Source organism: Kitasatospora sp. NPDC023176 (assembly GCF_055560495.1).
Map to the genome: position 1 here is coordinate 78,559 of NZ_JBVHIP010000020.1, position 22,748 is coordinate 101,306.

A 22,748-nucleotide genomic window follows, 5' to 3' on the forward strand; every position below is an offset into this window, starting at 1 on the left:
CGGGGAGGGCGTCGACTATGCGCGGGCGAGCTTCGCGGCTATCCGGGTGCCCAGCCGGTCCAGCCCGACGACGGCGGCGCCGAGCAGGACGAACTCGACCGTCAGCTGGGCGATCTGGCCCCAGACGTAGCCGTAGCCCTTGCTGGTCGGGTCGAAGAAGAAGTACGGGTAGGGCGTGGGGAAGTCGTCGAACAGCGCGTTGCGGGCGAGCACGAGCGCCGCGTAGCCGAGCGGGAAGGCCAGCCAGAGCGGTATGTCCTTCCAGGCCGCCGCGTTGCGCGGCTTCAGCACCAGCCAGTCCACCAGCACCATCACCGGTGTGACGTAGTGCAGGAAGAAGGAGGACCAGTTCGCCAGCCGGTCCGGCCCGCTGACGAGTCCGGGCAGTGGGCTGGCGCCGTGCTGGAGCAGGATGTGCGAGACCAGCCCGGTGATCAGGATGTACAGCGTCGCCGCCCCGCGCAGCCGGGGCGCGGGGGCGTCCACGGTGTCGCGCTTGACCATCCAGTACACCGCGCCGATGAAGTAGCCGAGCACGATGACGTTGCTCTGCACCGTGAAGTACACCAGCGAGGCGGTCCCGAGGGACAGGCCGAGGCCCGCCGAGAGCACGATGCCCATGCGCCACCACAGCGCGGGACGGGTCCGGACGGTCATGCGGTCACCAGTTCGTTCCAGGCGATACGGGAGGTATCGGACAGATCAGCGGAATATCGCACTCTACTCCGTGGGGGTGGCGGCATGGAACCCGTGTGCGATTCCCTCCCGCCCCTCCCAACCCTCCCGCCACCGCCGAATCAGCCCGGCAGTACGAACCCCGACTCATAGGCCGCGATCACCGCCTGAGTGCGGTCCCGGGCACCCAACTTGGCCAGCACACTGCCGACATGGGTCTTCACCGTCTCCTGGCTCACCACCAACTGCCGGGCGATCTCCCCGTTGTTGAGCCCGGTGGCCATCAACCGCAGTACCTGCCCCTCCCGTTCGGTCAGCCGGCCGATCGGCCCCCGGTCCGCGGCGGTGCCCCGCCGGCCGTCCGCGCCGTGCCGCAGCGCGAGTTCGCGCACCGCGGCCGGGAACAGCAGCGAGTCCCCGCGCGCGACCAGCCGCACCGCCTGGACCATCTCCTCCGCCCGCGCCCGCTTCAGCAGGAACCCGGCCGCGCCCGCGCGCAGCGCGTCGTACACGTGGTCGTCGTGCTCGAAGGTGGTGACCACCAGGATCCTCGGCGGCTCGGCCATCCCGCCGACCAGCTGCTCGGTGGCCCGGATCCCGTCGATGCCGGGCATCCGGACGTCCATCAGCACCACGTCCGGGCGCAGTTCGCGCACCAGCGGGACGACCTCGGCGCCGTCGGAGGCCTCGCCGACCACGAAGAGGTCCGGTTCGGCGTCGATCACCACCCGCAGGCCCATCCGGACCAGCCGCTCGTCGTCCGCGATCACCACCCGGATGCCCGTGCTCTCCGTACGTTCCGTGCTCATCCCGCAGTCCCTCCCACCGGCAGCCAGACGGCCAGCCGCCACGTCGTCCCGTCCGCGCTCGGCCCCACCGCGCTCCCGCCGCGCAGGGCCGTCGCCCGTTCCCCGATCCCGCGCAGCCCACGCCCGCCGCCGGGGCGGCTCGGGCGGGACGGGCCCAGCGGGTTGGTCAGTTCGATCTCCAGCCGGCCCGCGTCGAGCCGGACCCGCAGCCCGGCCGGGGCGGCCCCGGCGTGCCGTAGCACGTTGGTCAGGCCCTCCTGCACGATCCGGTACGCCTCCCGGGAGACCTCGGCGGGCAGCGCGCCCAGGCCGGGCGCCAGCTCGGCGTCCACCGTCACGCCGGTGCGGGCGAGTTGGCGCAGCAGGTCGTCCAGCCCGGCCAGCGTCGGCCCGGCCGGGACGGTGCCGCTGTCCTCCTCCTCGCGCAACAGCCCGAGCACGGTGTCCAGTTCGGCGACCGCCCCGCGCGCGGTTTCCTCGATCGCCCGCAGCGCCTCGGCCGCGAAGTCCAGGTCGGTGCGCAGCACCCGGGCCGCCGCCGAGGCCTGGATGCCGACGGCGCTGAGCGCGTGCCCGACCGAGTCGTGCAACTCGCGGGCCAGCCGGTTGCGCTGGGCCAGCACGGTGGCGCGGCGTTCGGCGGCGGCCAGCCGCTCCTCCGGGGTCGGCCCGAGCAGGACGGGCGCCCAGCGGGCCAGCAGCGCACCGCAGGCGGCACTGCTCCCGACGATCAGCAGCAGCACGGCCAGGCCCAGCGCCGGGCCGGTGAACATCCAGCCGGGGAAACGATCCGTCCAGTAGCCGGCGAGCTCCCCGGACCCGATGAGGCCGAACAGCAGCACCACCGCGAACGGCGCCCCGGCCAGCGTCATCCCGGCGACCACCCCGCCGGAGAACAGGTGCAGCACGAAGAAGAGCGCGGTGCGCCGACGGGCCGCCCAGGACCGGGACGGCCCGGTGGCCAGTTCCTCCGGCCGCGCCACCGCGCACAGCGCCCGGGCGGCCGCGCCCTCCAGCCCGCGCACCGTCGGCACCAGCGCGGTGACCGCGGCCATCGGCAGCGAGGTGAACAGCGCCAGCAGCTCCAGCAGCAGTTGGCGCGCGTGCCCCTGGTTGGGGTTGAGCGCCCCGAGCCCCACCACCGACAACAGGTAGTACGGCGTCAGCAGCGCGCCGCCCAGCACCAGATGCACCCAGCGCAGCCGGGCCCGCCGCCCGACCAGCGCCGCTCCCACCCGCCGGATCCGGCCGCCCCCCGTCCTCATTCGGGCGACTCTACGTCAGCGGCGCCGGGCCCGGTCCCCCATGCGGTCAGGGCCACCGCGCCCGCGGCCAGCATCAGCACCCCGGCCGTGAACTGCCCGGCCTCCACCAGGGCCATGAACCCCGGCACCGCCCGTGGCAGGTCCGGCACCGCCGTCGACGTGCCGAACGCCACCAGCAGGAAACCGCCCCAGCCGAACAGCGAGCCCGCGCCCGTCCAGGCCACCAGCAGCGGCACCCGCAGCCGCCGCCGCGGCCCGATCCGGAGCACCAGCACCAGCAGCGCCAGTGCCGCGGCGACCGCCGTGACGGCGGTCGCCGCGTCCATCGTCGCCATCGACCGGGAGTACTCCTCGGCCAGGCGCAGCGGCAGTCCCGTCGTCCCGCCCGCCGCCCAGTACGCCCGGGCCGCCGCGACCCCCAGCGCGACCAGCGCGGCCACCCCGGCGAACGCCCGCTGCACCCCGCCGGTGGGGGAGTCGGGCAGGTCGCCGATCCGGCCGCGCAGCAGGCCCGCCCAGCGTCGGCGGGCGTAGAGCGCGAACGCGGTGAACAGCGCGGCGCCCTGCACCCCGAAGCCGCCGTAGACCACGGCGTACACCCACCCCGCCAGGCCGTCGTCGGCCTGCTGCGCCGGCGTCCGGTGCTCCGGCCCGAGCAGCAGCGAGCCGAGCACGTCCAGCGGAACCACCACCATGACCGTCCCGAGCAACCCGCTCGCCACCCACATCGGGAACGCCACCAGCCCGGCCGGAGCCCGCCGCCCCCACGGCCGCAGGAAGGCGAGCGCGAGCAGCAGCGCGACCGCGTCCATGCCGACGGTGAGCAGGTTGACCGCCCACAGGCCGTCCAGCGCCTTCGGGTCGCGCGTGCCCACGTGGGAGCCGGCCAACCACAGTAGTTTCAGGGTCAGGTAGGGCGCCGTGGCGGCCATCGCGATCCCGGCCGCCACCCCCCGCACCACGTCTTCTCCGCGCCTCATGCCCCCACGCTGCCGCCGCGCCCCGGTCCGTGACCTCCGTCCCGGGGGCGATCCCGCTCCCCCCGGCGGGGGATCCTCCCGTAGCTCAGGCCATCCGGTGGATCAGCCGGTCCTCGTGGTCCACCCGTCCGTCCGGGTCCGCCACCAGCCCGAGCCGCCCGGCCAGCCGACGCGAGGGCAGGTTGTCCGCCCTGATCAGCGCCGTCACGGGAATCCCGGGAAAGCGCGGCAGCGCCTCCGCCATCGCCGCCCGGCACGCCTCCGCCGCGTACCCCTGGCCCCACGCGGACGGCCGGAACCGGTAGTACAGGTTGAACACCGGCTCCCCGTCCAGGGTGTGCAGGAACAGTCCGGCGACCCCGATGACCACCCCCGGCTCCTCCCGGGTCGACACCATGCAGTACCCCACCCCGTCCCGCGGCCAGTCGGCCACGAACCCGTCCAACTGCTTCTGCGCCGCCGCGATGTCCCGCTGCGGCCCGTCCGGGTTGTACCGGTTCGTCTCCGGATCCCCGTGGATCGCGAACATCGCCTCCACGTCCCCGTTCTGCGGCCGGCTCAGCACCAGCCGCTCGGAGACGGCGACGATCGTGCGGTCGGTGGTGGGCAGGTCGGTGGCTGGCAGGTCGGTGGCGGTCATGGCGCTTCCCCCATGTCGTACGTAATGGCTCGCCCGCACGATAGACCATTACCCGGACAGTCGCCCGCCCATTTCCCTACAGGATCGGCTCGCAGCCGATGGCCTTGCCCCCGGCGGTGAGGAACTGCCGTACCAGGTCGTTCTGGTCGGGGAAGAGGAAGGGCTTTTCCAGGGTGTCGGTGTACCCGCCGTCGACGGTGAAGAAGACGTCCTTGCCCTGGCAGCTGGTGACGAGTGTCCCGGCGGCGACCCATCGGGCCCGCCCGATAGCGGACTGCCCGGAGCCGTCCTGGCGGGTCAGGGCGGTGGTCCGCGGATCGGTCGTGATCGCGAAGACCTGCGTCCGCGCGTCGTGCCTCGGATCCCCGCCGATCTTGCAGGACCAGATCGGGCCGGACACGGTGGTGACCTGCTGCGGCATGCGCCACCGGGCCTCGGGGTTCTTGGCGGGCGCGAACCCGGGCAGGCCGCAGAGGTTGGTCCAGTCCGGGTCCGTCTCGGCTCCCTCCGCCGACAGGCCCTTCGGTGCCGGCAGTGTCCCGCCCGCACACCGGTTCGCCTTGGCGGCCGCGTTGGCGAGCCCCACGGCCAACCGGGCCCTGGCCTCGTCACCTCCCTGCTCGGTGCTGTGCACCTCGGCGCGCAGGCCCTTCTCACACCCTTCGGGAAGCAGAGCCCATGCCGTGCCCGGGGTGACCGAGCCGGCCGAGTCGCCGGAGAACATCCGGGCGTTCGACGCGGCCAGCCTGCCCGGCCCGTCCTTGGTGTCGCGTTCGAGGTAGAACCACACGGTCTTCTCGGTCTTCTCGAACAGGCCGGAGCTCACCGAGGCGGAACAGCTGTAGTCGGAGGCGGCCGCCGATAGGCTCCGGCCCCGGTGCTCGTTGATCCGCCCGGATCCCAGGAGATCGTGCACCTGGTCCGCCGTGGCCGCACCCTCGCACACGCTGCCCGGCCCGCCGAGGTTCGTCAGCCGGTACAGCGTGAACCCCGCCGCTCCGACCGGGACGAGGGAGAGCGCCAACGCCGCGGCCACGGCCCGCATCCGCAGCCCCCGCGTGGTGAATCCGCGCCGGTCGGCCGCGGATGCGATGCGCTTGCCGAAGCCCTTCCTGTCGCCGCTTCCGTCGTCGGGCCGGTTGGCCGTCTGTTGTGTCTTCACCACGACTCAGCGCCCACCCAGCGCGTTCCGGTAGGTCTCGTTGATGCCGGTGCCGTAGCTGCCGGACACCTCGCGGAGGAGCTTCTGCGGCACGCTTCCGGTGTCGGTGATCTCCGGCTTGCTCAGACCGGCCTGTTCGGCCCGCTCCGTGATCATGCTCTTGAGCTGTTGTTCACCCGAGCTGAACATCTTGGACAGGTCCGCCTGGGTCTGCTGGTCCTGGGCGGAGTTGAGTCCGTTCGCCCACTCGGACGTGCCGACGTCGACGAGTCGCTGGACCAGGTCGCCCACCACCGGTACGGGGGTCAGCGGGGTGCCGATGGCGTGGTAGGCCATCTTCGCCTGCCAGTTGGTCTGGAACACCACATCGTCGTGATGGCGGGTCATGACGTCGGACTGGGTGCCGCTGAGGACACCCAGCACCTGTCCGGCCTCCTGGACGAAGCCCTCGATCCCGGGGTTGGGGCGACCGGTGACGTCCGGCTTGAAGGCGTCGGCCGGGTAGGTGTCGAGCCGCCGGGCCAGTTCCCGACTCTCGGCGTAGTGGATGGCCTTGAACGCCTCCGGATCCTCGGCCACGCCCCGGATGGTCCGGATGAGCTTGTCCCGGTCGATGGTCAACCCACTGGTCTCGGAGTGTCCCACGAGTTCCTTGCCGAGGATCTCGTAGGTGTCGGCCGAGTAGTCGGCGATCATGTCGCCGAACGGGCGGCGCAGTGCGGCCGGGAGTTCGGTCGCACGGCCGGCCGAATCTCCGCCGAAGTGATTGATCGTGTCGGACATGATGCGCGCCATGGCCGCGTCGTGCGGGCGGACGGGCGGTTGGTCGCCGTGCGGATCACGACCGGTGGTGGCGGCTTCCAGCGCGTCACCGAACGCCCCGCGTGCGGTGTCCCGGGCGAGTGTGTCCAGTTCGTTGTGCTCATTGCCCTGGTCGGGCCAACGGCGGGCCTTGAGCAGGTAGTCGAGATTCTTGCCGGCGGCCGGGTCGAAGAACTCCTTCGCGGCCTCGGGGCTGCGGCTCATGACCTGCATGAGGTCCCGCATCGGATCGCCCTGATGGCCGACGACGTTGTTCCAGTCAGGGCCCCAGAGTTGCTCGCCCTTCAGCTTGCTGCCGCGCTCGTAGTCGACCAGATCCGTACCGACCTTGATCAGGAAGCCCTTGTCGAAACTGCCCTTCGCGTTCATCAGCGCCGTCAGCGCCGGGTAGTTGTCGTTCCACCCCGCCGCCGAGCCGCCCGGGCGGCGGGCGGCCGCCAGGAGTCCGGCCTCCCAGTCCTTGCCCATGCCGCCGTCGCGGGTGGCGGTGGCGAGGGCCACCGACAGGTTGCCGTAGACGTCCTGGTAGCCCTTGGCGTTGTGGTTGCCGTGGGCGAGGTCGCCGTAGGCCTTGCTGTACTCCAGGAAGGCTTCCGGGCCGGTCTTGCCGCCGTGGTCGAGGCCGTTGAGCAGGGTGGTGGCGAAGTCCTTGTTTTCCGCGTTGGCGGCCAGCAGGGTCTGGAGCTGCTTGAGCTGGTCGTCGGAGAGGCTGCCGCCCTTCGCCATCAGGTCGGTGGCCCGCTTGGCGTCGGCGACCGGGCCGCCGCCGCCCGGGGTGGGGTTGAAGGCGGTGGTGCTGGTGCCGATGTCGGCCCGGAGGTCGACGGTGGCGCGCTGGTCGGCGAGCGAGGCCTTCTCGACGGCCTTGGTGAGGCGGGCCGCGATGGCTTTGGCCTTGGCGTCCAGGTCCCGGGCCAGCGTCGCGCTGTCGGGGTCGTTCCTGGCGCCCTTCGGCAGGCTCCAGCTCACGGCGCCGTCAGCGGAGACGGTCAGTTCCTCGGTCTGGGCGTCGTGGAGAGCCGTGTCGAGGTCGCGGCGGGCGGCGGCGAAGTCCTCGGCGGCGGTCTTCATGATCGCGGCGAGGGCGGTGGCGACGGCCGAGGCCTGTTTGAAGTCGCCGTCGATGCCCTGCATCACCTTGGTCGCCTCGTCGGCGGCCTCGCCCTTCCAACCGGCCCGCTGGGCGGTGCCGGTGAGGTCCTTGGCGACCCGGCCGTCGAGGGCGGTGAGGGCCTTGGCGACCCCGGCCCATGCCTCGGCGGCGTCGGAGACCCCGGAGAAGTCGGCCTCGTGCAGTTCCTTGAAGGACACCATCGGTGTGTTCCCCCTGTGCTGGCTAGCGGGTGGCGCGGAGATCGGCGACGGTGGTGATCTCGTTGCCGTGGTAGTACTCGCGGGTCCGGTCGAGGCTGGTGGCGGCGTTGTCGACCTTGCCGTGCAGGGCCTTGCACTGCTGCAGCCACCGCTCGGTGCTGTCGGTGAGGGCGCCGCCGAAGGAGAAGCCGCGGATCCGGGTCGACGCGGTGCTCGCGTACTCGGTGAGGCTGTGCGCGCCGGGCCCCGCCTTGGCGTTGGCGTCGTCGAGGTCGGTGGCGATCTGCCGGGCCAGCCCGGCCGATGCGGTGAGCTCGTACGGGGTGTCCAGCCGGGTGGTGGGCCGGCCCGGGGGGAGCAGTGGGAACGGCGGCACCGTACTGCCGCCATCGGCCGACGTCGGCGGGGCGTACGGCGACTTCTTCGGCGTGCTCGGCATCGGGTCCGTCGCCGGGGCGACCGGTCCGGTGGTGAAGTACGGGCTGCCCATGTGTAATCAGTCCTCCCCGACTCGGCAAAGGGTTCGTGTGCCCTTCGCGGCATGACGACCGTACAGGCACCCTCCGTCAGTACGCCGACGCACCCTACGTGGTGGCGGTTGCACTGGGAGTCGCCGGTTCCATCAGAGGTTCGGCACGGGTGAATTGGCGACACGGGGCCGGGGCCGAGGTCTTGTTACCGACGGGTCGCTTGCCTATCATCGCGAGTGTTACAGCTTTACTGTCAAACCCCGAAGGGTTCTGCGGCCAGTGCGTGACAGGCCAGTGCGTGACACAAGCGGTCCAGCGGCCGGTGCGGGTGGCCCCGGGCCGTTGGCGGGTGTGCGAGTGGTCGAGCTCGCCGGGATCGGGCCGGGGCCGTTCGCGGCGATGCTGTTGGGCGATCTCGGGGCGGACGTGGTGCGGGTGGACCGCCCGGAGCCGTCGCCGCTCGGCACCGATCCGGCGTACGACCTCACCAACCGGAACAAGCGGTCGGTGCTGGTCGACCTCAAGTCGCCCGAGGGGCCCGGCCTGGTGCTGGACCTGGTCGAGCGGGCCGACCTGCTGATCGAGGGCTACCGGCCCGGTGTGGCGGAGCGGCTCGGGGTGGGCCCCGAGGCGTGCCTGGCGCGCAACCCGGCGCTGGTGTACGGGCGGATGACCGGCTGGGGGCAGCAGGGGCCGCGGGCCGCCACTGCCGGGCACGACCTCGGGTACGCGGCGGTGGCCGGGGTGCTCGGGCTGGTCGCCTCGCCGGGCGGGGCCGACGCGCCGCCCGGGATCCCGGCGAACCTGCTCGGCGACTACGCGGGCGGCTCGCTCTACCTGGTCGTCGGCCTGCTCGCCGGGCTGCACCACGCCCGCGCGACCGGGGCCGGGCAGGTGGTCGACGCCGCGATCGTGGACGGCGCGGCGCACCTCGGCAGCATGCTGTGGGGCCTGCTCGCGGCCGGCCACTGGCAGGACCGCCGGGGCGTCAACCTGCTCGACGGCGGCGCGCCGTTCTACGCGATCTACCGGGCCGCCGACGGCGGCCACCTCGCGGTGGGCGCCCTGGAGCCCCGGTTCTACGCCGAGTTCGCCCGACTGCTGGACCTGGGCCCGGACGCGCCCGGCCAGTACGACCTCGCCCGCTGGCCCGAACTGCGCGCGCTGATCGCGGCCCGCTTCGCCACCCGGACCAGGGGCGAGTGGGAGGCCGTCTTCGCCGGTTCGGACGCCTGCGTGGAGCCGGTGCTGACGATGCGTCAAGCAGCGGGCGAACAGCACCTGTTGGCGCGTGGGACGTACGTCGAGGCGGGTGGCGTGACCCAGCCCGCCCCCGCCCCGCGCTTCTCCGCCACCCCCGCCGCGCTGCGCCGCCCGCCGGCCCGGCCGGGGGTGGACACCGCCGAGGTGGCCCGGGACTGGGGCGTTCCGGCGCTCCACCCCGCGGCCGGCGACACCGAATCCGTCAACTCCACAGCAGAACAAGGGGAGTAGCGTTGCAGCGCGAGATCTTCACCGAGCAGCACGAGGACTTCCGGGCCACCGTGAAGGCCTTCCTCGCCAAGGAGGTGCTGCCGCACTACGACCGCTGGGAGAAGGCGGGCATCGTCGACCGCTCGGTCTGGCTGGCGGCCGGCCGACAGGGGCTGCTCGGGATCGCCGTGCCCGAGGAGTTCGGCGGTGGCGGCGCCCCGGACTTCCGCTACGCCGCCGTGCTGGCCGAGGAGTTCGCCCGGGCCGGGGCCTCCGGACTGGCGATCGGGCTGCACAACGACATCATCGGCCCGTACCTCACCTCGCTGGCCACCGAGGAGCAGAAGCGCCGCTGGCTGCCGGGTTTCTGCAGCGGCGAGCTGATCACCGCGATCGCGATGACCGAGCCGGGCACCGGCTCCGACCTCCAGGGCATCCGCACCCAGGCGGTCGACCAGGGTGACCACTTCCTGCTCAACGGCGCCAAGACCTTCATCTCCAACGGCATCCTGGCCGACCTGGTCATCGTGGTCGCCCGGACCACGCCCGAGGGCGGCGCGCACGGGCTGAGCCTGCTGGCCGTCGAGCGCGGCACGCCCGGGTTCGAGCGCGGCCGCAACCTGGACAAGATCGGCCAGAAGGCCCAGGACACCGCCGAGTTGTTCTTCGAGGACGTCCGGGTGCCGAAGGAGAACCTGCTCGGCGAGCTCAACGGCGGCTTCGTCCACCTGATGCAGAACCTCGCCCAGGAGCGGCTGGCCATCGCCGCCGCGGCGATCGCCGGCGCCGAGTACCTGGTGGAGATCACCACCGACTACGTCAAGCAGCGCGAGGCCTTCGGCCGTCCGCTGGCCAAGCTCCAGCACGTCCGCTTCGAGATCGCCGAACTGGCCACCGAGTGCGCGATCACCCGGACCTTCGTCGACCGCTGCATCACCGAGCACAACCGCTACGCGCTCACCCCGGCCGACGCCTCGATGGCCAAGTGGTGGGCCACCGAACTGCAGAAGCGCACGGCCGACCGGTGCCTCCAACTCCACGGCGGCTACGGGTACATGAGCGAGTTCCCGGTTGCCCGGGCGTTCACCGACGGCCGGATCCAGACGATCTACGGCGGCACCACCGAGATCATGAAGGAGATCGTCGGCCGCTCCATCCTCGGCTGAGCCCCGCCGCCCGGCACCCCAGCTCTCCAGGCCCCCGGAAGGCGGAGGCCCCGCCGGCGGCGGCCGGCAGGAACCGCCCCCGGACCGGCAGGAACCCTCCCCTCCCGGACCTGCAGGAACCGCCCCCGGGCCCGCAGGAACCCTCCCCCCGGACCCGCAGGAACCCTCGCCCCGAAAGGCATTCCCATCGTGACCACCGAAGCGTACGTCTACGACGCGATCCGCACCCCGCGCGGCCGCGGCAAGGCCACCGGCTCGCTGCACGGCACCAAGCCGATCGACCTGGTCGTCGGCCTGATCCACGAAGTGCGCCGGCGCTACCCCGAGTTGGACCCGGCTGCGATCGACGACATCGTGCTCGGCGTGGTCAGCCCGGTCGGCGACCAGGGCTCCGACATCGCCCGGATCGCCGCCATCGCGGCCGGTCTGCCCGACACGGTGGCCGGCGTCCAGGAGAACCGCTTCTGCGCCTCCGGCCTGGAGGCCGTCAACCTGGCCGCCGCCAAGGTCCGTTCGGGCTGGGAGGACCTGATCCTGGCCGGCGGCGTGGAGTCGATGTCCCGGGTCAAGATGGCCTCCGACGGTGGCGCCTGGTTCGCCGACCCGATGACCTCGTACGAGACCAACTTCGCCCCGCAGGGCATCGGCGCCGACCTCATCGCCACCATCGGGGGCTTCTCCCGCACCGATGTCGACGCCTTCGCCGCCGAGTCCCAGGCCCGCGCCGCCAAGGCCCAGGCCGACGGCCTGTTCGACCGCTCGGTCGTCCCGGTCCGCGACCGCAACGGCCTGGTCGTGCTGGAGCGCGATGAGTTCATCCGCCCCGGCACCACCGTCGAGACCCTGGCCGGCCTCAAGCCGTCCTTCGCCGCGATCGGCGAGGCCGGCGGCTTCGACGCCGTCGCCCTGCAGAAGTACCACTGGGTCGAGGCCATCGACCACGTCCACCACGCGGGCAACTCCTCCGGCATCGTGGACGGCGCCGCGCTCGTCGCGATCGGCAACCGCGAGGTCGGCGAGCGGTACGGGCTGCGCCCGCGCGCCCGGATCGTCTCCGCCGCCGTCTCCGGCTCCGAGCCCACCATCATGCTCACCGGCCCCGCCCCGGCCACCCGCAAGGCACTCGCCAAGGCCGGGCTCACCGCCGCCGACATCGACCTGGTCGAGATCAACGAGGCCTTCGCGGCGGTCGCCCTGCGCTTCATCGGCGAACTCGGCTTCCGGCACGACCAGGTGAACGTCAACGGCGGCGCGATCGCCCTCGGCCACCCGCTCGGCGCCACCGGCGCGATGCTGCTCGGCACCGTCGTCGACGAGTTGGAGCGGCGCGACCTGCGCTACGGCCTGATCACCCTGTGCGTGGGCGGTGGCATGGGCGTCGCCACCATCGTCGAGCGCGTCTGACTCCCTCCCTCCCTCGGTAGACCTGGAGACCTTGAACTCATGAGCGACACCACCACCATCCGCTGGGAGCAGGACCAGGACGGCGTGGTCACCCTCGTCCTCGACGACCCCACCCAGTCCGTCAACACCATGAACGAGGCCTTCACGGCCGACTTCGAGGCCGTGGTCGAGCGGCTGACCAGCCTGGGGGACGCGCTGCGCGGCGTGGTGATCACCTCCGGCAAGAAGACCTTCTTCGCCGGCGGCGACCTGCGCATGCTCTCCGCCGCCCGCCCCGAGGACGCCGAGGCCGTCTTCGAGAAGTCCATGCGGATCAAGCGCTCGCTGCGCACGCTGGAGACCCTCGGCAAGCCCGTCGTCGCCGCCGTCAACGGCAGCGCCCTCGGCGGCGGACTGGAGATCGCCCTCGCCTGTCACCACCGGATCGCGCTGGACACCCCCGCCAGCCGGCTCGGCCTGCCCGAGGTCACCCTCGGCCTACTGCCGGGCGGCGGCGGTGTGGTCCGCACGGTGCGGCTGTTCGGCATCACCGACGCCCTGCTGAAGTTCCTGCTGCAGGGCCGCCAATACCGCCCGGTGCAGGCGCTGGAGCACGGACTGGTGCACGAACTGGTCGACACCCCGGAGGAGCTGACCGCACGGGCGAAGGCCTGGATCGAGGCCAACCCGACCGCCGTCCAGCCCTGGGACGTCAAGGGCTACAAGATCCCCGGCGGCACCCCCGCCACCCCCGCCTTCGCCGCCAATCTGCCGGCCTTCCCGGCCAACCTGCGCAAGCAGCTCAACGGCGCCCCCTACCCGGCCCCGCGCAACGTGCTGGCAGCGGCCGTGGAGAGCAGCCAGGTCGACGTCGACACCGCGATGGTGATCGAGGCCCGGTACTTCACCGAGCTGGCCTGCGGGCAGACCAGCAAGAACATGATCCAGGCGCTGTTCTTCGACATGCAGACGGTCAACTCCGGTGCCGGGCGCCCCAAGGACGTCGAGAAGCGGCTGGTCCGCAAGGTCGCGGTGCTCGGCGCCGGGATGATGGGGGCCGGCATCGCCTACGCCTGCGCCAAGGCCGGCATCGAGGTCGTGCTCAAGGACGTCAGCGCCGAGGCCGCCGAGCGCGGAAAGGCCTACTCCGAGAACCTGCTGAACAAGGCCATCGCCCGTGGCCGCTCCACCGCGGCCAAGCGCGACGCCCTGCTCGCCCGGATCACCCCCAGCTCCGACGCCGCCGACCTGGCCGGCTGTGACGCGGTGATCGAGGCCGTCTTCGAGAACACCGAGCTCAAGCACAAGGTGTTCCAGGAGATCGAGGGCGTGGTCGCCCCCGACGCGCTGCTCTGCTCCAACACCTCCACCCTGCCGATCGGCGTGCTCGCCGAAGGCGTCCAGCGCACCGGCGACTTCATCGGCCTGCACTTCTTCTCGCCGGTCGACAAGATGCGCCTGGTCGAGATCATCCGCGGCCCGCAGACCGGCGACGAGGCGCTCGCCCGCGCCTTCGACCTGGTCCGGCAGATCGACAAGACGCCGATCGTGGTCAACGACTCGCGCGGCTTCTTCACCTCCCGGGTGATCGGCCAGTTCCTCAACGAGGGCGTCGCCATGGTCGGCGAGGGCATCCACCCGTCCTCCATCGAGCAGGCCGCCGCCCAGGCCGGCTACCCCGCCAAGGTGCTCTCCCTGATGGACGAGCTCACCCTCACCCTGCCGCGCAAGATCCGCGACGAGTACCGGCGCGCGGTCGAGGCCGCCGGCGGCAGCTGGACCCCGCACCCGGCCGACGCGGTGGTGGACCGGATGGTCGACGAGTTCGGCCGCCCCGGGCGCAGCGGCGGCGCGGGCTTCTACGAGTACGGCGAGGACGGCAAGCGCGGCCGGCTCTGGCCGGGGCTGCTGGAGCACTTCTCGGCTTCGGGCGCGGACGGCGCGGCCGCCAAGGCCGCCGGGGCCGCCGCCGGGGCCCCGTTCGAGGGCTCGTCCGCGGTTCCGTTCGAGGACCTCAAGGAGCGGATGCTGTTCAGCGAGGCGCTCGACTCGGTGCGCTGCCTGGAGGAGGGGGTGCTCACCTCGGTCGCCGACGCCAACGTGGGCTCCATCCTGGGCATCGGCTTCCCGGCCTGGACGGGCGGCGTGTTCCAGTACATCAACGGGTACGAGGGCGGCCCGGCCGGCTTCGCGGCCCGCGCCCGCGAACTCGCCGCCGCGTACGGCGAGCGGTTCGCACCGCCGGCACTGCTGGAGCGGATCGCGGCGGAGGGGCGGACCTTCGGCGACTGACCGCCGGCGACTGACCTTCGGCGACTGACCGTCGTCGGCTGGCCGGCGGTGGTCGGCCGTGGTGGTCGGCCGTGGCGGTCGGGCTATCGGTGGCAGGCCGAGGGATCAGGGTGAGGTCGTGCCGTGTGCGTGCACGGCCTCACCCGGCTCCTCGCCCGACTTCTGCCCCGGTTCCTCGCTCAACTCCTCGCTCAACTCCTCGCTCAACTCCTCGCTCAACTCCGTGCGCAACTCCTCGCGCAGCGACCGCTGGAACGCGGTGACCAGCGCCTGCGCCACCATCGGCTGGATGTGGTCGGTCAGCTCCTTCATCCGGGCCAGCTCCGCCGGGTCCGGCTCGCTCTCCCGGTACGGCTTCCACACCGTCTCCCGGAACAGCCGCTGCAACTCCCGCGCTGTCGCCCGGCTGTGCTCCACCACCACCGCCCGGGCGGCCAGCAGCGTCTCCAGCGGGATCGGCACGTCCAGGATCCGCACGCCCAGCGGCAGCAGGCCCGGGTCCGCCCGGAACACCTCCGGGTCGGCCGTGCGCTCCAGCGCTCCCATCGCGACCAGGCGTTCCACCTGCTCCTCCGACAGCCCCCGACCGGCCCGCCGCTCCAACTGCGCCCGGCCCACCTCCTCGGCCGCCTCCGGCGTCCAGGACGCCACCAGCGCCCGGTGGATCGCCAGGCCCAGCGGGGTGCTGTCCTCCGGCAGCCGGGCCAGGTACCGCTCGATCGCGGCCAGCGTCAGCCCCTGCCGCTGCAACTCCTCGATCAGTCCCAGCCGGTCCAGGTGCGCCGCCCCGTACAGGCCCACCCGCCGCGGCCCCAACTCGGGCGGTGGCAGCAGCCCCTTCGTCCCGTAGAACCGTACGGTCCGCACCGTCACCCCGGCCCGTGCCGCCAACTCGTCCACCGTCAGCCGCACCTCGCCCACCCCGGCGCCGTGCTCCCCCATCTGCTGCCTCCCGCGCTGGCACACTCCTGCTGTGACAGCAGCAGTGTGACAGTGCAGTGCGATCAGGTCCATCGGACGGCGTGACGGCAGCCCGAACGACCGGACCGGCCCGCGCACCGGTGTACGGGGGCGTGCTGGTCCGGTCGTTCTCGTTCGAGCCGTCGGTCGCTGGGTCGGTCGCTGGGTCGACCGGTGGGTCGGGCACTCGGTCGGGCGCTGGTTGGCCGGTGGTCTGGTGGTCCGGCAGTCCGGTGGTCTGGCCGTCCAGCGGTCCGGTCAGGCGAGGGCGGCGTGGTGGCGGCGGGTGACCTCGGGGTGGGCCCGGGTGTAGCCCTTCCACTCGTTGAAGCCGAAGTCGGCGAAGAGAGGGTTGGCCGGGTCCTCGGTGGCGCCGGGGGCGTGGTGGGCGAGGGGGAAGTCGAGCGGCTCGATGTGGGCGTCGAGGCGGGGGTTGTAGAAGAACGGGACGGAGTAGCGTTCGCGGGCCCCGGCCGGGCTGACCACGCGGTGGTTGGTGGCCTTGAGGTAACCGTCGGTGGCCACCTCCAGGAGCTCGCCGAGGTTGACCACGAAGGCGCCGTCGAGCGGCGGGACGTCCAGGAAGGTACCGTCCGGGCGCTCGACCTGGAGTCCGCCGACGGTGTCCTGGAGCAGCAGGGTGATGAAGCCGTAGTCCTTGTGGGCGCCGACGCCCTGACCGGCGCCGTCCGGGGCGGTACCGGGGTAGCGGACCAGCTTGAGGCGCAGGTGGGGGTGGCCGGCGAAGGCGTCGTCGTAGAAGTCGGGGCGGGCGCCGATCGAGGTGAGGAGTTCGTGCAGCAGGCGCCGGGCGACCGTGCCGAGGTGGTCGATCCAGCCGAGGGCGGCGGTGCGCAGCTCGGGGAGCGCGGCCGGCCACTGGTTGGGGCCCTCCAGCCACCAGTACGGGGGCTCGCCGGTGCCGGGGGTGTGCGGGGGCAGCTCGGCGCCGATGTCCAGCTGGTCGCGCCAGTCCTGGCTGCCGCCGGTGCGCTCGTCGCCGGTACGGGTGTAGCCGCGGTAGTGGGGGGAGTTGAGGTTGCTCACGGAGAGCCGGTCGGCCTCGGGGAGGGCGAAGAAGGCGCGCATGGCTCCGGTGAGCGCGGCGGTTTCCTCCGGGGTGATGCCGTGGCCGACGAGCTGGAAGAAGCCGACGCCGGTGGCCGCGGAGCGGAGCTCGTCGTGCAGTCGGCGGCGGTCCTCCGGGCTGCCGTCGGCGAGCGAGAGGTCGATCACCGGGAGGGCCTCGGGATGGGCCTCGGGGCGGTTCTCGGCGAGGACCTCGGGGTGGGCCGCCGCGGTGGAGCCGGTTCCGGATATGGGGGCGTGCTGCTGCATCATCTGTGACATCCGCTGGTCTCGTCCCGGCTGGTCCCGGTGGTCGACCAGGGGAGGCCGGAGCCGCGCCTGGTGCGGCGGGTGCTCCGGTAGCCGGGAGGTGGTGGCGGCCGCTCTGGGCCGCCATGAGGGTTGGCGCGAGGTTCAGCCGGAGCGTCGACAGGACATGCTCGTCACGCGGAGCAGGTCCACGTGGCGACGGCGAACAAGGATGAGCACCTCACCAGGGTAGAGGACCCGTTCGGTGGCGGGCGAGCCCCCTGGGGCGGAAAGTCACTCGTCATTTGTCAGGGATGTGTCAGTCTGCACGCGTTCGGTGTGGGGCGATGTCGGGTGGCATGGGGGATCGAGGGTCGTCAGGCGTTGTTGAGGTGGGCCAGGACGGCCAGGACGCGGCGGTTGTCGTCGTCGGAGGGCTGGAGGCCGAGCCGCACGAAGATCGACGCGGTGTGCTTGGCTACCGCCCGCTCGGTGATCACCAGCTGCTGGGCGATCGCCGCGTTCGAGCGGCCCTCGGCCATCAGCGCCAGCACCTGCCGTTCTCGGGGGGAGAGGGTGGAGACCGGGCCGGCCGAGGAGTTGTGGGTGAGCAGCCGGGTGATCACCTCCGGGTCCATCGCGGTACCGCCCTGGGCGACCCGCCGGACGGCGTCGAGGAACTGCGAGCCGTCCAGCACACGGTCCTTGAGCAGGTAGCCGATCCCGCCCGAGCTGCCGGCCAGCAGCTCGCGGGCGTAGAGCTGCTCCACGAACTGCGACAGCACCAGCACGGGCAGGCCCGGGTGGGCCTGCCGGGCCGCCAGTGCCGCGCGCAGCCCCTCGTCCGTGAAGCTCGGCGGCAGCCGCACGTCGACCACGGCGATGTCGGGTCGGTCCGCGGCCACCGCGGCGAGCAACTGCTCGCCGTTCTCGACCGCCGCGGTGACCTTCATGCCGTTGGCCTCCAGTAGCCGGGTCAGCCCGTCTCGGAGGAGGAAGAGGTCTTCCGCGATGACAACGCGCACGGGATCTCCAGGTTCACGATGGTCGGACCACCGGACGGGCTGCTGATCGCGAGCACCCCGTCGAAGGCGGCCAGTCGGCGTTCGGTTCCGCTGAGGCCGGTGCCCCGGGACGGGTCCGCTCCTCCGCGCCCGTCGTCGGTGACCGATATCCGCAGCAGCCCGTCACTGTGCCCTATCTCGATCCATACGTGCGAGGCCCCGGCGTGTTTCACCGTGTTGGCCAGCAGCTCGCTCACCGCGAAGTAGGCGGCCGATTCCACCGGGGCCGGGGCCCGGCCGGGCAGGCTGCCGGCGAAGGTGACCGGCAGTGGCAGGTCCAGCGCGGTCGCCTCCACCGCGTCGGCCAGGCCGCGGTCGGCCAGCACGGGTGGGTGGATGCCCCGGACCAGGTCCCGCAGCTCGCTCAGCGCCTTCACCGAGGAGGTACGGGCCTCGACCAGCAGCGGCCCGAGGGCCTCCGGGTCGTGCTTCACCTGCTCGGCGACGGTCAGCAGCATGCCCAGCGCCACCAGCCGGGCCTGCGCCCCGTCGTGGAGGTCCCGCTCGATCCGGCGTAGCTCGGCCGCACCGGCGTCGATGGTGTCCGCCCGGGTGCGTGCCAGGTGGCTGACCTGGCGGGTGAGTTCGGCTCGCTGGGACGGTCCGAGCAGGGACCGCGCGGCCTTCTCGTGCATCCGCAGGACGGGCGGGGCGGCCCACAGGATCGCGAACGGGGCCACCCAGACACCCATGCCGTAGACGATCACCAGCGGGAACAGCAGCCCGTTCCGCCCGAAGATCTCCATGGCGACCGGAGTCAGCAGCACGATCGCGGCCGTGAACAGCACGGTGAGTCCGCTGAGCAGCGCCCAGGCGAGGTCCCTCCAGGTAGCCGGGTCGGCCAGCCAGCCGCCGGACCGCAGCCGCTGCCAGGATCCGCCCCCGCCGGCCGGGTGGCGGTACGGCGCCGGGATCGGCCGCCCGTTCCACCGGTCGACGACCCGCCGGGTCTCGGTGGCGATCCAGCGCGCGCCGAACAGCCCGAGTACCAGCAGTGAGGGTGCCAGCCAGAGCGAGACGGACCGCCCGCCGGGTGCGGCGCCGCCGTACAGGTGGGTCGCCGTCACCGCGAGCGAGCCGGGGGCGAACAGCACGGCCCCGACCGCCCGGCCGCCGCCGCCGGTGGCCCAGCAGAGCGCCCACAGGGCGACCGGGCCCAGGGGCACCGCCAGGATCAGTGGCCCGCCCAGGCCGAACGGCCGGGACTCGTCGGGCCCGAGCAGCGCGGCGCCCAGCACGACCGGTCCGGCCAGCAGCGAGATCAAACCCGTCACGGCCAACGTCACCACGTACCAGGCGCGCACGCCGTCCACACAGGCCCGGCCCACCCGCCGGGCCGCCCGGCCGGTTTCTCGTGCCCTCATGTCGCGCCCCCTCCGTCCTGAGCCCCCGTCCGAGGGCTCGAAGCCTGGGTTCCGGAGCCCCCGTCGGCCTCCGTCCCGATCTTTCGCTGAGTCAGTCTGCCCCGCTCGAAAGCCCGACGCTCTAGGTCTGAACACCCAGTTCGGGGTGTATCTGGATACACCCCGAGGACGCCGCTTAGACGGCTGTCTGCACCCGGTCCCGGATTCGTAGCGTGATGTTCCGTCAGCCGGCCCGGTCCCCCCCGGTGCCGGACCCCGAACAGTGGAGGGCCCGTGAACGCGCCGATCATCAGGATCCGCGGCGTCAGCAAGACGTACGACCGATCCGACGCCGCCCGTCCCGCCCTGGCCGAACTCGACCTCGAGGTGCGGGCCGGAGAGGCGCTGGCCGTGCTCGGCCGCTCGGGCAGCGGCAAGTCCACCCTGCTGAACCTGATCGCCGGCCTCGACCGCCCGAGCGAGGGCAGCGTCGAGGTGGACGGCGTGGCCGTCCACGAGCTCGGCGAGGCCGCGCTGGCCGAGTACCGGCGGAGGCGGATCGGCATGGTGTTCCAGTTCTTCAACCTGCTGGACGACCTGAACGTGGAGGACAACGTGTTGCTCCCGGCCCAACTCGCCGGGGTGCGGCGGGAGCAGGCCAGGGCCCGCTCCGGGGAGCTGCTGGAGCGGCTCGGAGTGGCCCGGCACGCCAAGGCGTTCCCAGGTCGGCTCTCCGGTGGTGAGCGCCAACGCGTCGCCGTGGCACGGGCGCTGATGAACCGCCCGCCGCTGCTGCTGGCCGACGAACCCACCGGGGCGCTGGACAGCACCTCCGCCGCCGACGTCCGCGACCTGCTCCGCCAGCTCAACGTGGAGGGCCAGACGATCCTGCTGGTCACCCATGACACCACGCTCGCCGAGGCCTGCGCCGACCGGACGATCGAGCTGCTCGACGGCCGCCTGGTCCGGGACACGGCGGCGGTGCCGGCGTCGGCGTCAGGTGGTCGGAGCGGGGTGGGCGCATGAGTGAGCGAGTCATCAAGGGGTGCGTGTGGGCGAATGCCCCTGCCGAGCGCAGTGGGGTGGGCGCATGAGTGAGCGGAGCGAGCGAGTCATCAAGAGGTGCGTGTGGGCGAATGCCCCTGCCGAGCGCAGCGAGGTGGGCGCATGAGTGCGATGGGAAAGGTGGTCCGGGCCGGGGTCGGCCGCAAGCGGGTGCAGACCCTGGTGATGGTGCTCACCACGATGATGTCCGTGACGGCGTGCATCCTCGCACTCGGGCTGCTGGTGGCCGCCCAGGCCCCGTACGAGCGCTCCTTCGCCGACCAGCACGGCGCGCACCTCAACGTGCTGTACGACCAGGCCAAGGCGAGCCCCGCCCAACTCGCCGCGGCCGCGCACGCGCCCGGGGTGACGGCCTCGGCCGGTCCCTACGCGGCGGTCACCCTCCAGCCGCGTTCCGGCCCGGACACCAAGATCCCGCCGCCCGGCAGCCTGCTGCCGCCGATGACGCTGGTCGGCCGTGCCCAGGACGGCCCGATGGACGACCTGCGGATCACCATGGGCCGCTGGATCGCGGGCCCCGGCGAGGTGGTCTTCCTGAACGGGCACTCCCCGCTGACAGTCGGGGACAGTGCGCAGTTCCCGGACCTGCCCGGGCACCCGACGCTCAAGGTCGTCGGCCTGGCCGACTCGGTCTCCTGGAGCGCGGACGGCTGGGTCGCCCCCGAGCAGGTGGCCGGACTGACGGCCCCGGGCACGACACCCGCCGCCCAGTACCTCTATCGCTTCGCCCATGCCGACAGCAACGCCGAGGTGGACGCCGACCACGTGGCGATCGCCGCCGCGGTGCCAGGCGGTGCGCTCACCAAGGCGACCAGCTACCAGCCCGCCCGCGAGGAGGCCAACCGGACGGCCTCGACCTTCGTCCCGTTCGTCACGGCCTTCGGGGTGCTCGGCCTGGCCATGTCGGTGCTGATCATCGGCGTCGTGGTCAGCGGCGCGGTGAGCGCCGCCACCCGGCGGATCGGCATCCTCAAGTCCTTGGGCTTCACGCCGGCCCAGGTGGCGCGCGCCTACGTCGGCCAAGCGCTGATCCCCGCCGGGATCGGCACCGCGCTGGGCGTGGCCGGGGGCAACCTGCTGTCCGTGCCGGTGCTCGGAATCGCCCACAAGGCCCTGCGTGGAGGGCTGCTGGGTATTCCGCTCTGGGTGGACGTGGTGGTCGCGGTGGCGGCCCTGGGCGCGGTGGCCGGCACCGCGCTGGTGCCCGCACTGCGGGCCGGACGGCTGCGCACGGTGGAGGCGCTCGCGGTCGGCCGGACGGCACCGGGCGCCAGGCGGGCGGCCGCCGAGGGCGCGGCGGGCCGGGCCGGCGCGGCGGGTCTGCCGGCCCGGTTGCAGAACCTGATCGGTCGGTTGCCGGTGTCGCGCGCGTTCAGCCTCGGGCTGGCGTCCCCGCTGAACCGGCCCGGCCGCTCGGCGACCACCGCCGCCGCAGTGGTGCTCGGTACGGTCGGGGTCACCCTCTGCGTCGGTCTGACGCTCTCCCTGGGTTCGCTCCAGCAGGGCCTGACGGCCGATCGCGGGGGCAAGGTCGTGGTCCAGGCCCCGTTCGACGGCTCCAAGCCCGTCGACCACGTGGACGAGGCGGCCGTGCGGAAGGCGATCGAGTCCCGTCCCGGCACCCGGGCCTGGTACAGCAGCGTGCCGACCCCGGTCACCGTGGCGGGGAACACCGGGCGGTCCCAGGTGGTCGCCTTCACCGGTGACGCCTCCTGGGCCGGCTTCCAACTGGTCAAGGGCAGCTGGTTCCACGGCCCCGGCGAGGTGGCGGTCGGCGCGGCCTTCCTACGGGCCAACCAGCTGAAGGTCGGTGACACCGTCACCCTCACCGACCACGGTCGCAGCACTCCGGCGCGGATCAGCGGGGAGGTCCTGACCACCGAGGACCTGGTGTTCCTGGACCGGGCCTCGCTGGATCCGCTCGGCGGCGCGATCCACGCCGAAGCGCTCTCCTTCCACATCGACCTCACCTCGGGCACCGACGTCAAGGCCTACGCCGACGGGCTGGACGCGGCGGTGGAGCCGATGGGGCTGAGCGCCGACCCCGGAGAGGAGCACCTCAACATCGTGGTGCTGGCGATGAACACCCTGGCGGGCACGCTCACCCTGCTGCTCTCCGTGGTCGCCGGGCTCGGGGTGCTCAACACGGTGCTGCTGGACACCCGGGAACGGGTGCACGACCTCGGGGTGATCAAGGCACTCGGGATGTCGCCCCGGCAGACCATCGGCATGGTGCTCACCTCGGTCTGCGGCAGCGGCTTGCTGGCCGGGCTGATCGGGGTCCCGATCGGGATCGCCGTGCACCACCTGGTGATGCCCGCGATGGCCCGCGCCGCCGGGATCGGGGTGCCGGACCAGGACCTCACCGTGTTCGCCCCGTCGGTGGTGGGCCCACTGATACTCGGTGGCCTGGTGTTGGCGCTGCTCGGCGCCCTCCTACCGGCCACCTGGGCCGCCCGGACCCGGACGGTCACGGCGCTGCGGACGGAGTGACGGCGGGGGAGAGGGCGCCGGTCTCCGGGCCCGGCGCTGCGGCCGGGGAGCGCGG

The 22,748-nt window shown here is 72.7% G+C and carries 18 protein-coding genes; 6 read left to right on the top strand and 12 right to left on the bottom strand.

Annotation, left to right across the window (positions count from 1 at the left end; translation table 11 throughout):
* Window positions 1-15: 15 nt before the first annotated feature.
* From ACZ3YL_RS25310 to ACZ3YL_RS25345, 8 genes are all read right to left on the bottom strand, one after another.
* The gene (locus ACZ3YL_RS25310; protein WP_188309074.1) at window positions 16-657 is read right to left on the bottom strand and encodes a Pr6Pr family membrane protein; all 642 of its coding nucleotides are present in this window, start codon (window positions 655-657) and stop codon (window positions 16-18) included.
* A 140-nt stretch (window positions 658-797) separates the two neighbouring features.
* Window positions 798-1,484 (bottom strand): response regulator, encoded by a 687-nt coding sequence (locus ACZ3YL_RS25315; RefSeq protein WP_188309075.1) that lies wholly within the window; start codon window positions 1,482-1,484, stop codon window positions 798-800.
* Window positions 1,481-2,749, bottom strand: a complete 1,269-nt coding sequence (locus ACZ3YL_RS25320; RefSeq protein WP_465659949.1) for a sensor histidine kinase — start codon at window positions 2,747-2,749, stop codon at window positions 1,481-1,483. Before ACZ3YL_RS25320 ends, ACZ3YL_RS25315 begins: the two co-directional genes overlap by 4 nt.
* Entirely contained in the window at window positions 2,746-3,729 is a 984-nt protein-coding gene (locus ACZ3YL_RS25325; protein WP_465659950.1) for a hypothetical protein, read from the bottom strand. The genes ACZ3YL_RS25320 and ACZ3YL_RS25325 overlap by 4 nt, the downstream gene beginning before the upstream one ends.
* Window positions 3,730-3,814: 85 nt before the next feature.
* Complete coding sequence (locus ACZ3YL_RS25330) at window positions 3,815-4,369, bottom strand: GNAT family N-acetyltransferase (RefSeq protein ID WP_465659951.1); 555 nt, start codon at window positions 4,367-4,369, stop codon at window positions 3,815-3,817.
* A gap of 76 nt (window positions 4,370-4,445) precedes the next feature.
* Entirely contained in the window at window positions 4,446-5,531 is a 1,086-nt protein-coding gene (locus ACZ3YL_RS25335; protein WP_465659952.1) for a hypothetical protein, read from the bottom strand.
* A 6-nt stretch (window positions 5,532-5,537) separates the two neighbouring features.
* Window positions 5,538-7,667 carry a hypothetical protein gene (locus tag ACZ3YL_RS25340; protein ID WP_465659953.1) on the bottom strand — a complete coding sequence of 710 codons (2,130 nt, stop codon included), beginning with the start codon at window positions 7,665-7,667 and terminating at the stop codon, window positions 5,538-5,540.
* Window positions 7,668-7,689: 22 nt separating this feature from the next.
* Complete coding sequence (locus ACZ3YL_RS25345; protein WP_465659954.1) at window positions 7,690-8,157, bottom strand: hypothetical protein; 468 nt, start codon at window positions 8,155-8,157, stop codon at window positions 7,690-7,692.
* Between the two features lie 274 nt (window positions 8,158-8,431).
* On the opposite strand from ACZ3YL_RS25345, the gene ACZ3YL_RS25350 reads away from it, so the two are divergent.
* The 4 genes from ACZ3YL_RS25350 to ACZ3YL_RS25365 all read left to right on the top strand — a co-directional run bounded on the left by ACZ3YL_RS25350 (window position 8,432) and on the right by ACZ3YL_RS25365 (window position 14,451).
* On the top strand, window positions 8,432-9,631 hold the full coding sequence (locus ACZ3YL_RS25350) for a CaiB/BaiF CoA transferase family protein (protein WP_465659955.1): 1,200 nt from the start codon (window positions 8,432-8,434) through the stop codon (window positions 9,629-9,631).
* Window positions 9,632-9,633: 2 nt separating this feature from the next.
* Complete coding sequence (locus ACZ3YL_RS25355) at window positions 9,634-10,776, top strand: acyl-CoA dehydrogenase family protein (RefSeq protein ID WP_188309083.1); 1,143 nt, start codon at window positions 9,634-9,636, stop codon at window positions 10,774-10,776.
* 189 nt (window positions 10,777-10,965) lie between these two features.
* On the top strand, window positions 10,966-12,180 hold the full coding sequence (locus ACZ3YL_RS25360) for an acetyl-CoA C-acetyltransferase (RefSeq protein WP_188309084.1): 1,215 nt from the start codon (window positions 10,966-10,968) through the stop codon (window positions 12,178-12,180).
* Window positions 12,181-12,219: 39 nt separating this feature from the next.
* Complete coding sequence (locus tag ACZ3YL_RS25365; RefSeq protein WP_465659956.1) at window positions 12,220-14,451, top strand: 3-hydroxyacyl-CoA dehydrogenase NAD-binding domain-containing protein; 2,232 nt, start codon at window positions 12,220-12,222, stop codon at window positions 14,449-14,451.
* 105 nt (window positions 14,452-14,556) lie between these two features.
* Here ACZ3YL_RS25365 and ACZ3YL_RS25370 read toward each other — a convergent pair whose 3' ends face one another.
* The 4 genes from ACZ3YL_RS25370 to ACZ3YL_RS25385 form a co-directional block, all read right to left on the bottom strand.
* Window positions 14,557-15,393, bottom strand: coding sequence for a MerR family transcriptional regulator (locus ACZ3YL_RS25370; RefSeq protein ID WP_465659957.1), 837 nt, complete (start codon window positions 15,391-15,393; stop codon window positions 14,557-14,559).
* Window positions 15,394-15,669: 276 nt separating this feature from the next.
* Window positions 15,670-16,752, bottom strand: a complete 1,083-nt coding sequence (locus ACZ3YL_RS25375; protein WP_465659958.1) for an isopenicillin N synthase family dioxygenase — start codon at window positions 16,750-16,752, stop codon at window positions 15,670-15,672.
* 353 nt (window positions 16,753-17,105) lie between these two features.
* Window positions 17,106-17,753, bottom strand: a complete 648-nt coding sequence (locus ACZ3YL_RS25380) for a response regulator (protein WP_188309087.1) — start codon at window positions 17,751-17,753, stop codon at window positions 17,106-17,108.
* Entirely contained in the window at window positions 17,705-19,156 is a 1,452-nt protein-coding gene (locus ACZ3YL_RS25385) for a sensor histidine kinase (RefSeq protein WP_465659959.1), read from the bottom strand. The genes ACZ3YL_RS25380 and ACZ3YL_RS25385 overlap by 49 nt, the downstream gene beginning before the upstream one ends.
* 273 nt (window positions 19,157-19,429) lie before the next feature.
* On the opposite strand from ACZ3YL_RS25385, the gene ACZ3YL_RS25390 reads away from it, so the two are divergent.
* Together ACZ3YL_RS25390 and ACZ3YL_RS25395 are read left to right on the top strand one after the other, a co-directional pair.
* Window positions 19,430-20,161 carry an ABC transporter ATP-binding protein gene (locus tag ACZ3YL_RS25390; protein ID WP_317621431.1) on the top strand — a complete coding sequence of 244 codons (732 nt, stop codon included), beginning with the start codon at window positions 19,430-19,432 and terminating at the stop codon, window positions 20,159-20,161.
* A gap of 141 nt (window positions 20,162-20,302) precedes the next feature.
* Window positions 20,303-22,693: an FtsX-like permease family protein gene (locus ACZ3YL_RS25395; protein WP_465659960.1), complete on the top strand. Its 2,391-nt coding sequence runs from the start codon at window positions 20,303-20,305 to the stop codon at window positions 22,691-22,693.
* The last annotated feature ends 55 nt before the right edge of the window (window positions 22,694-22,748 follow it).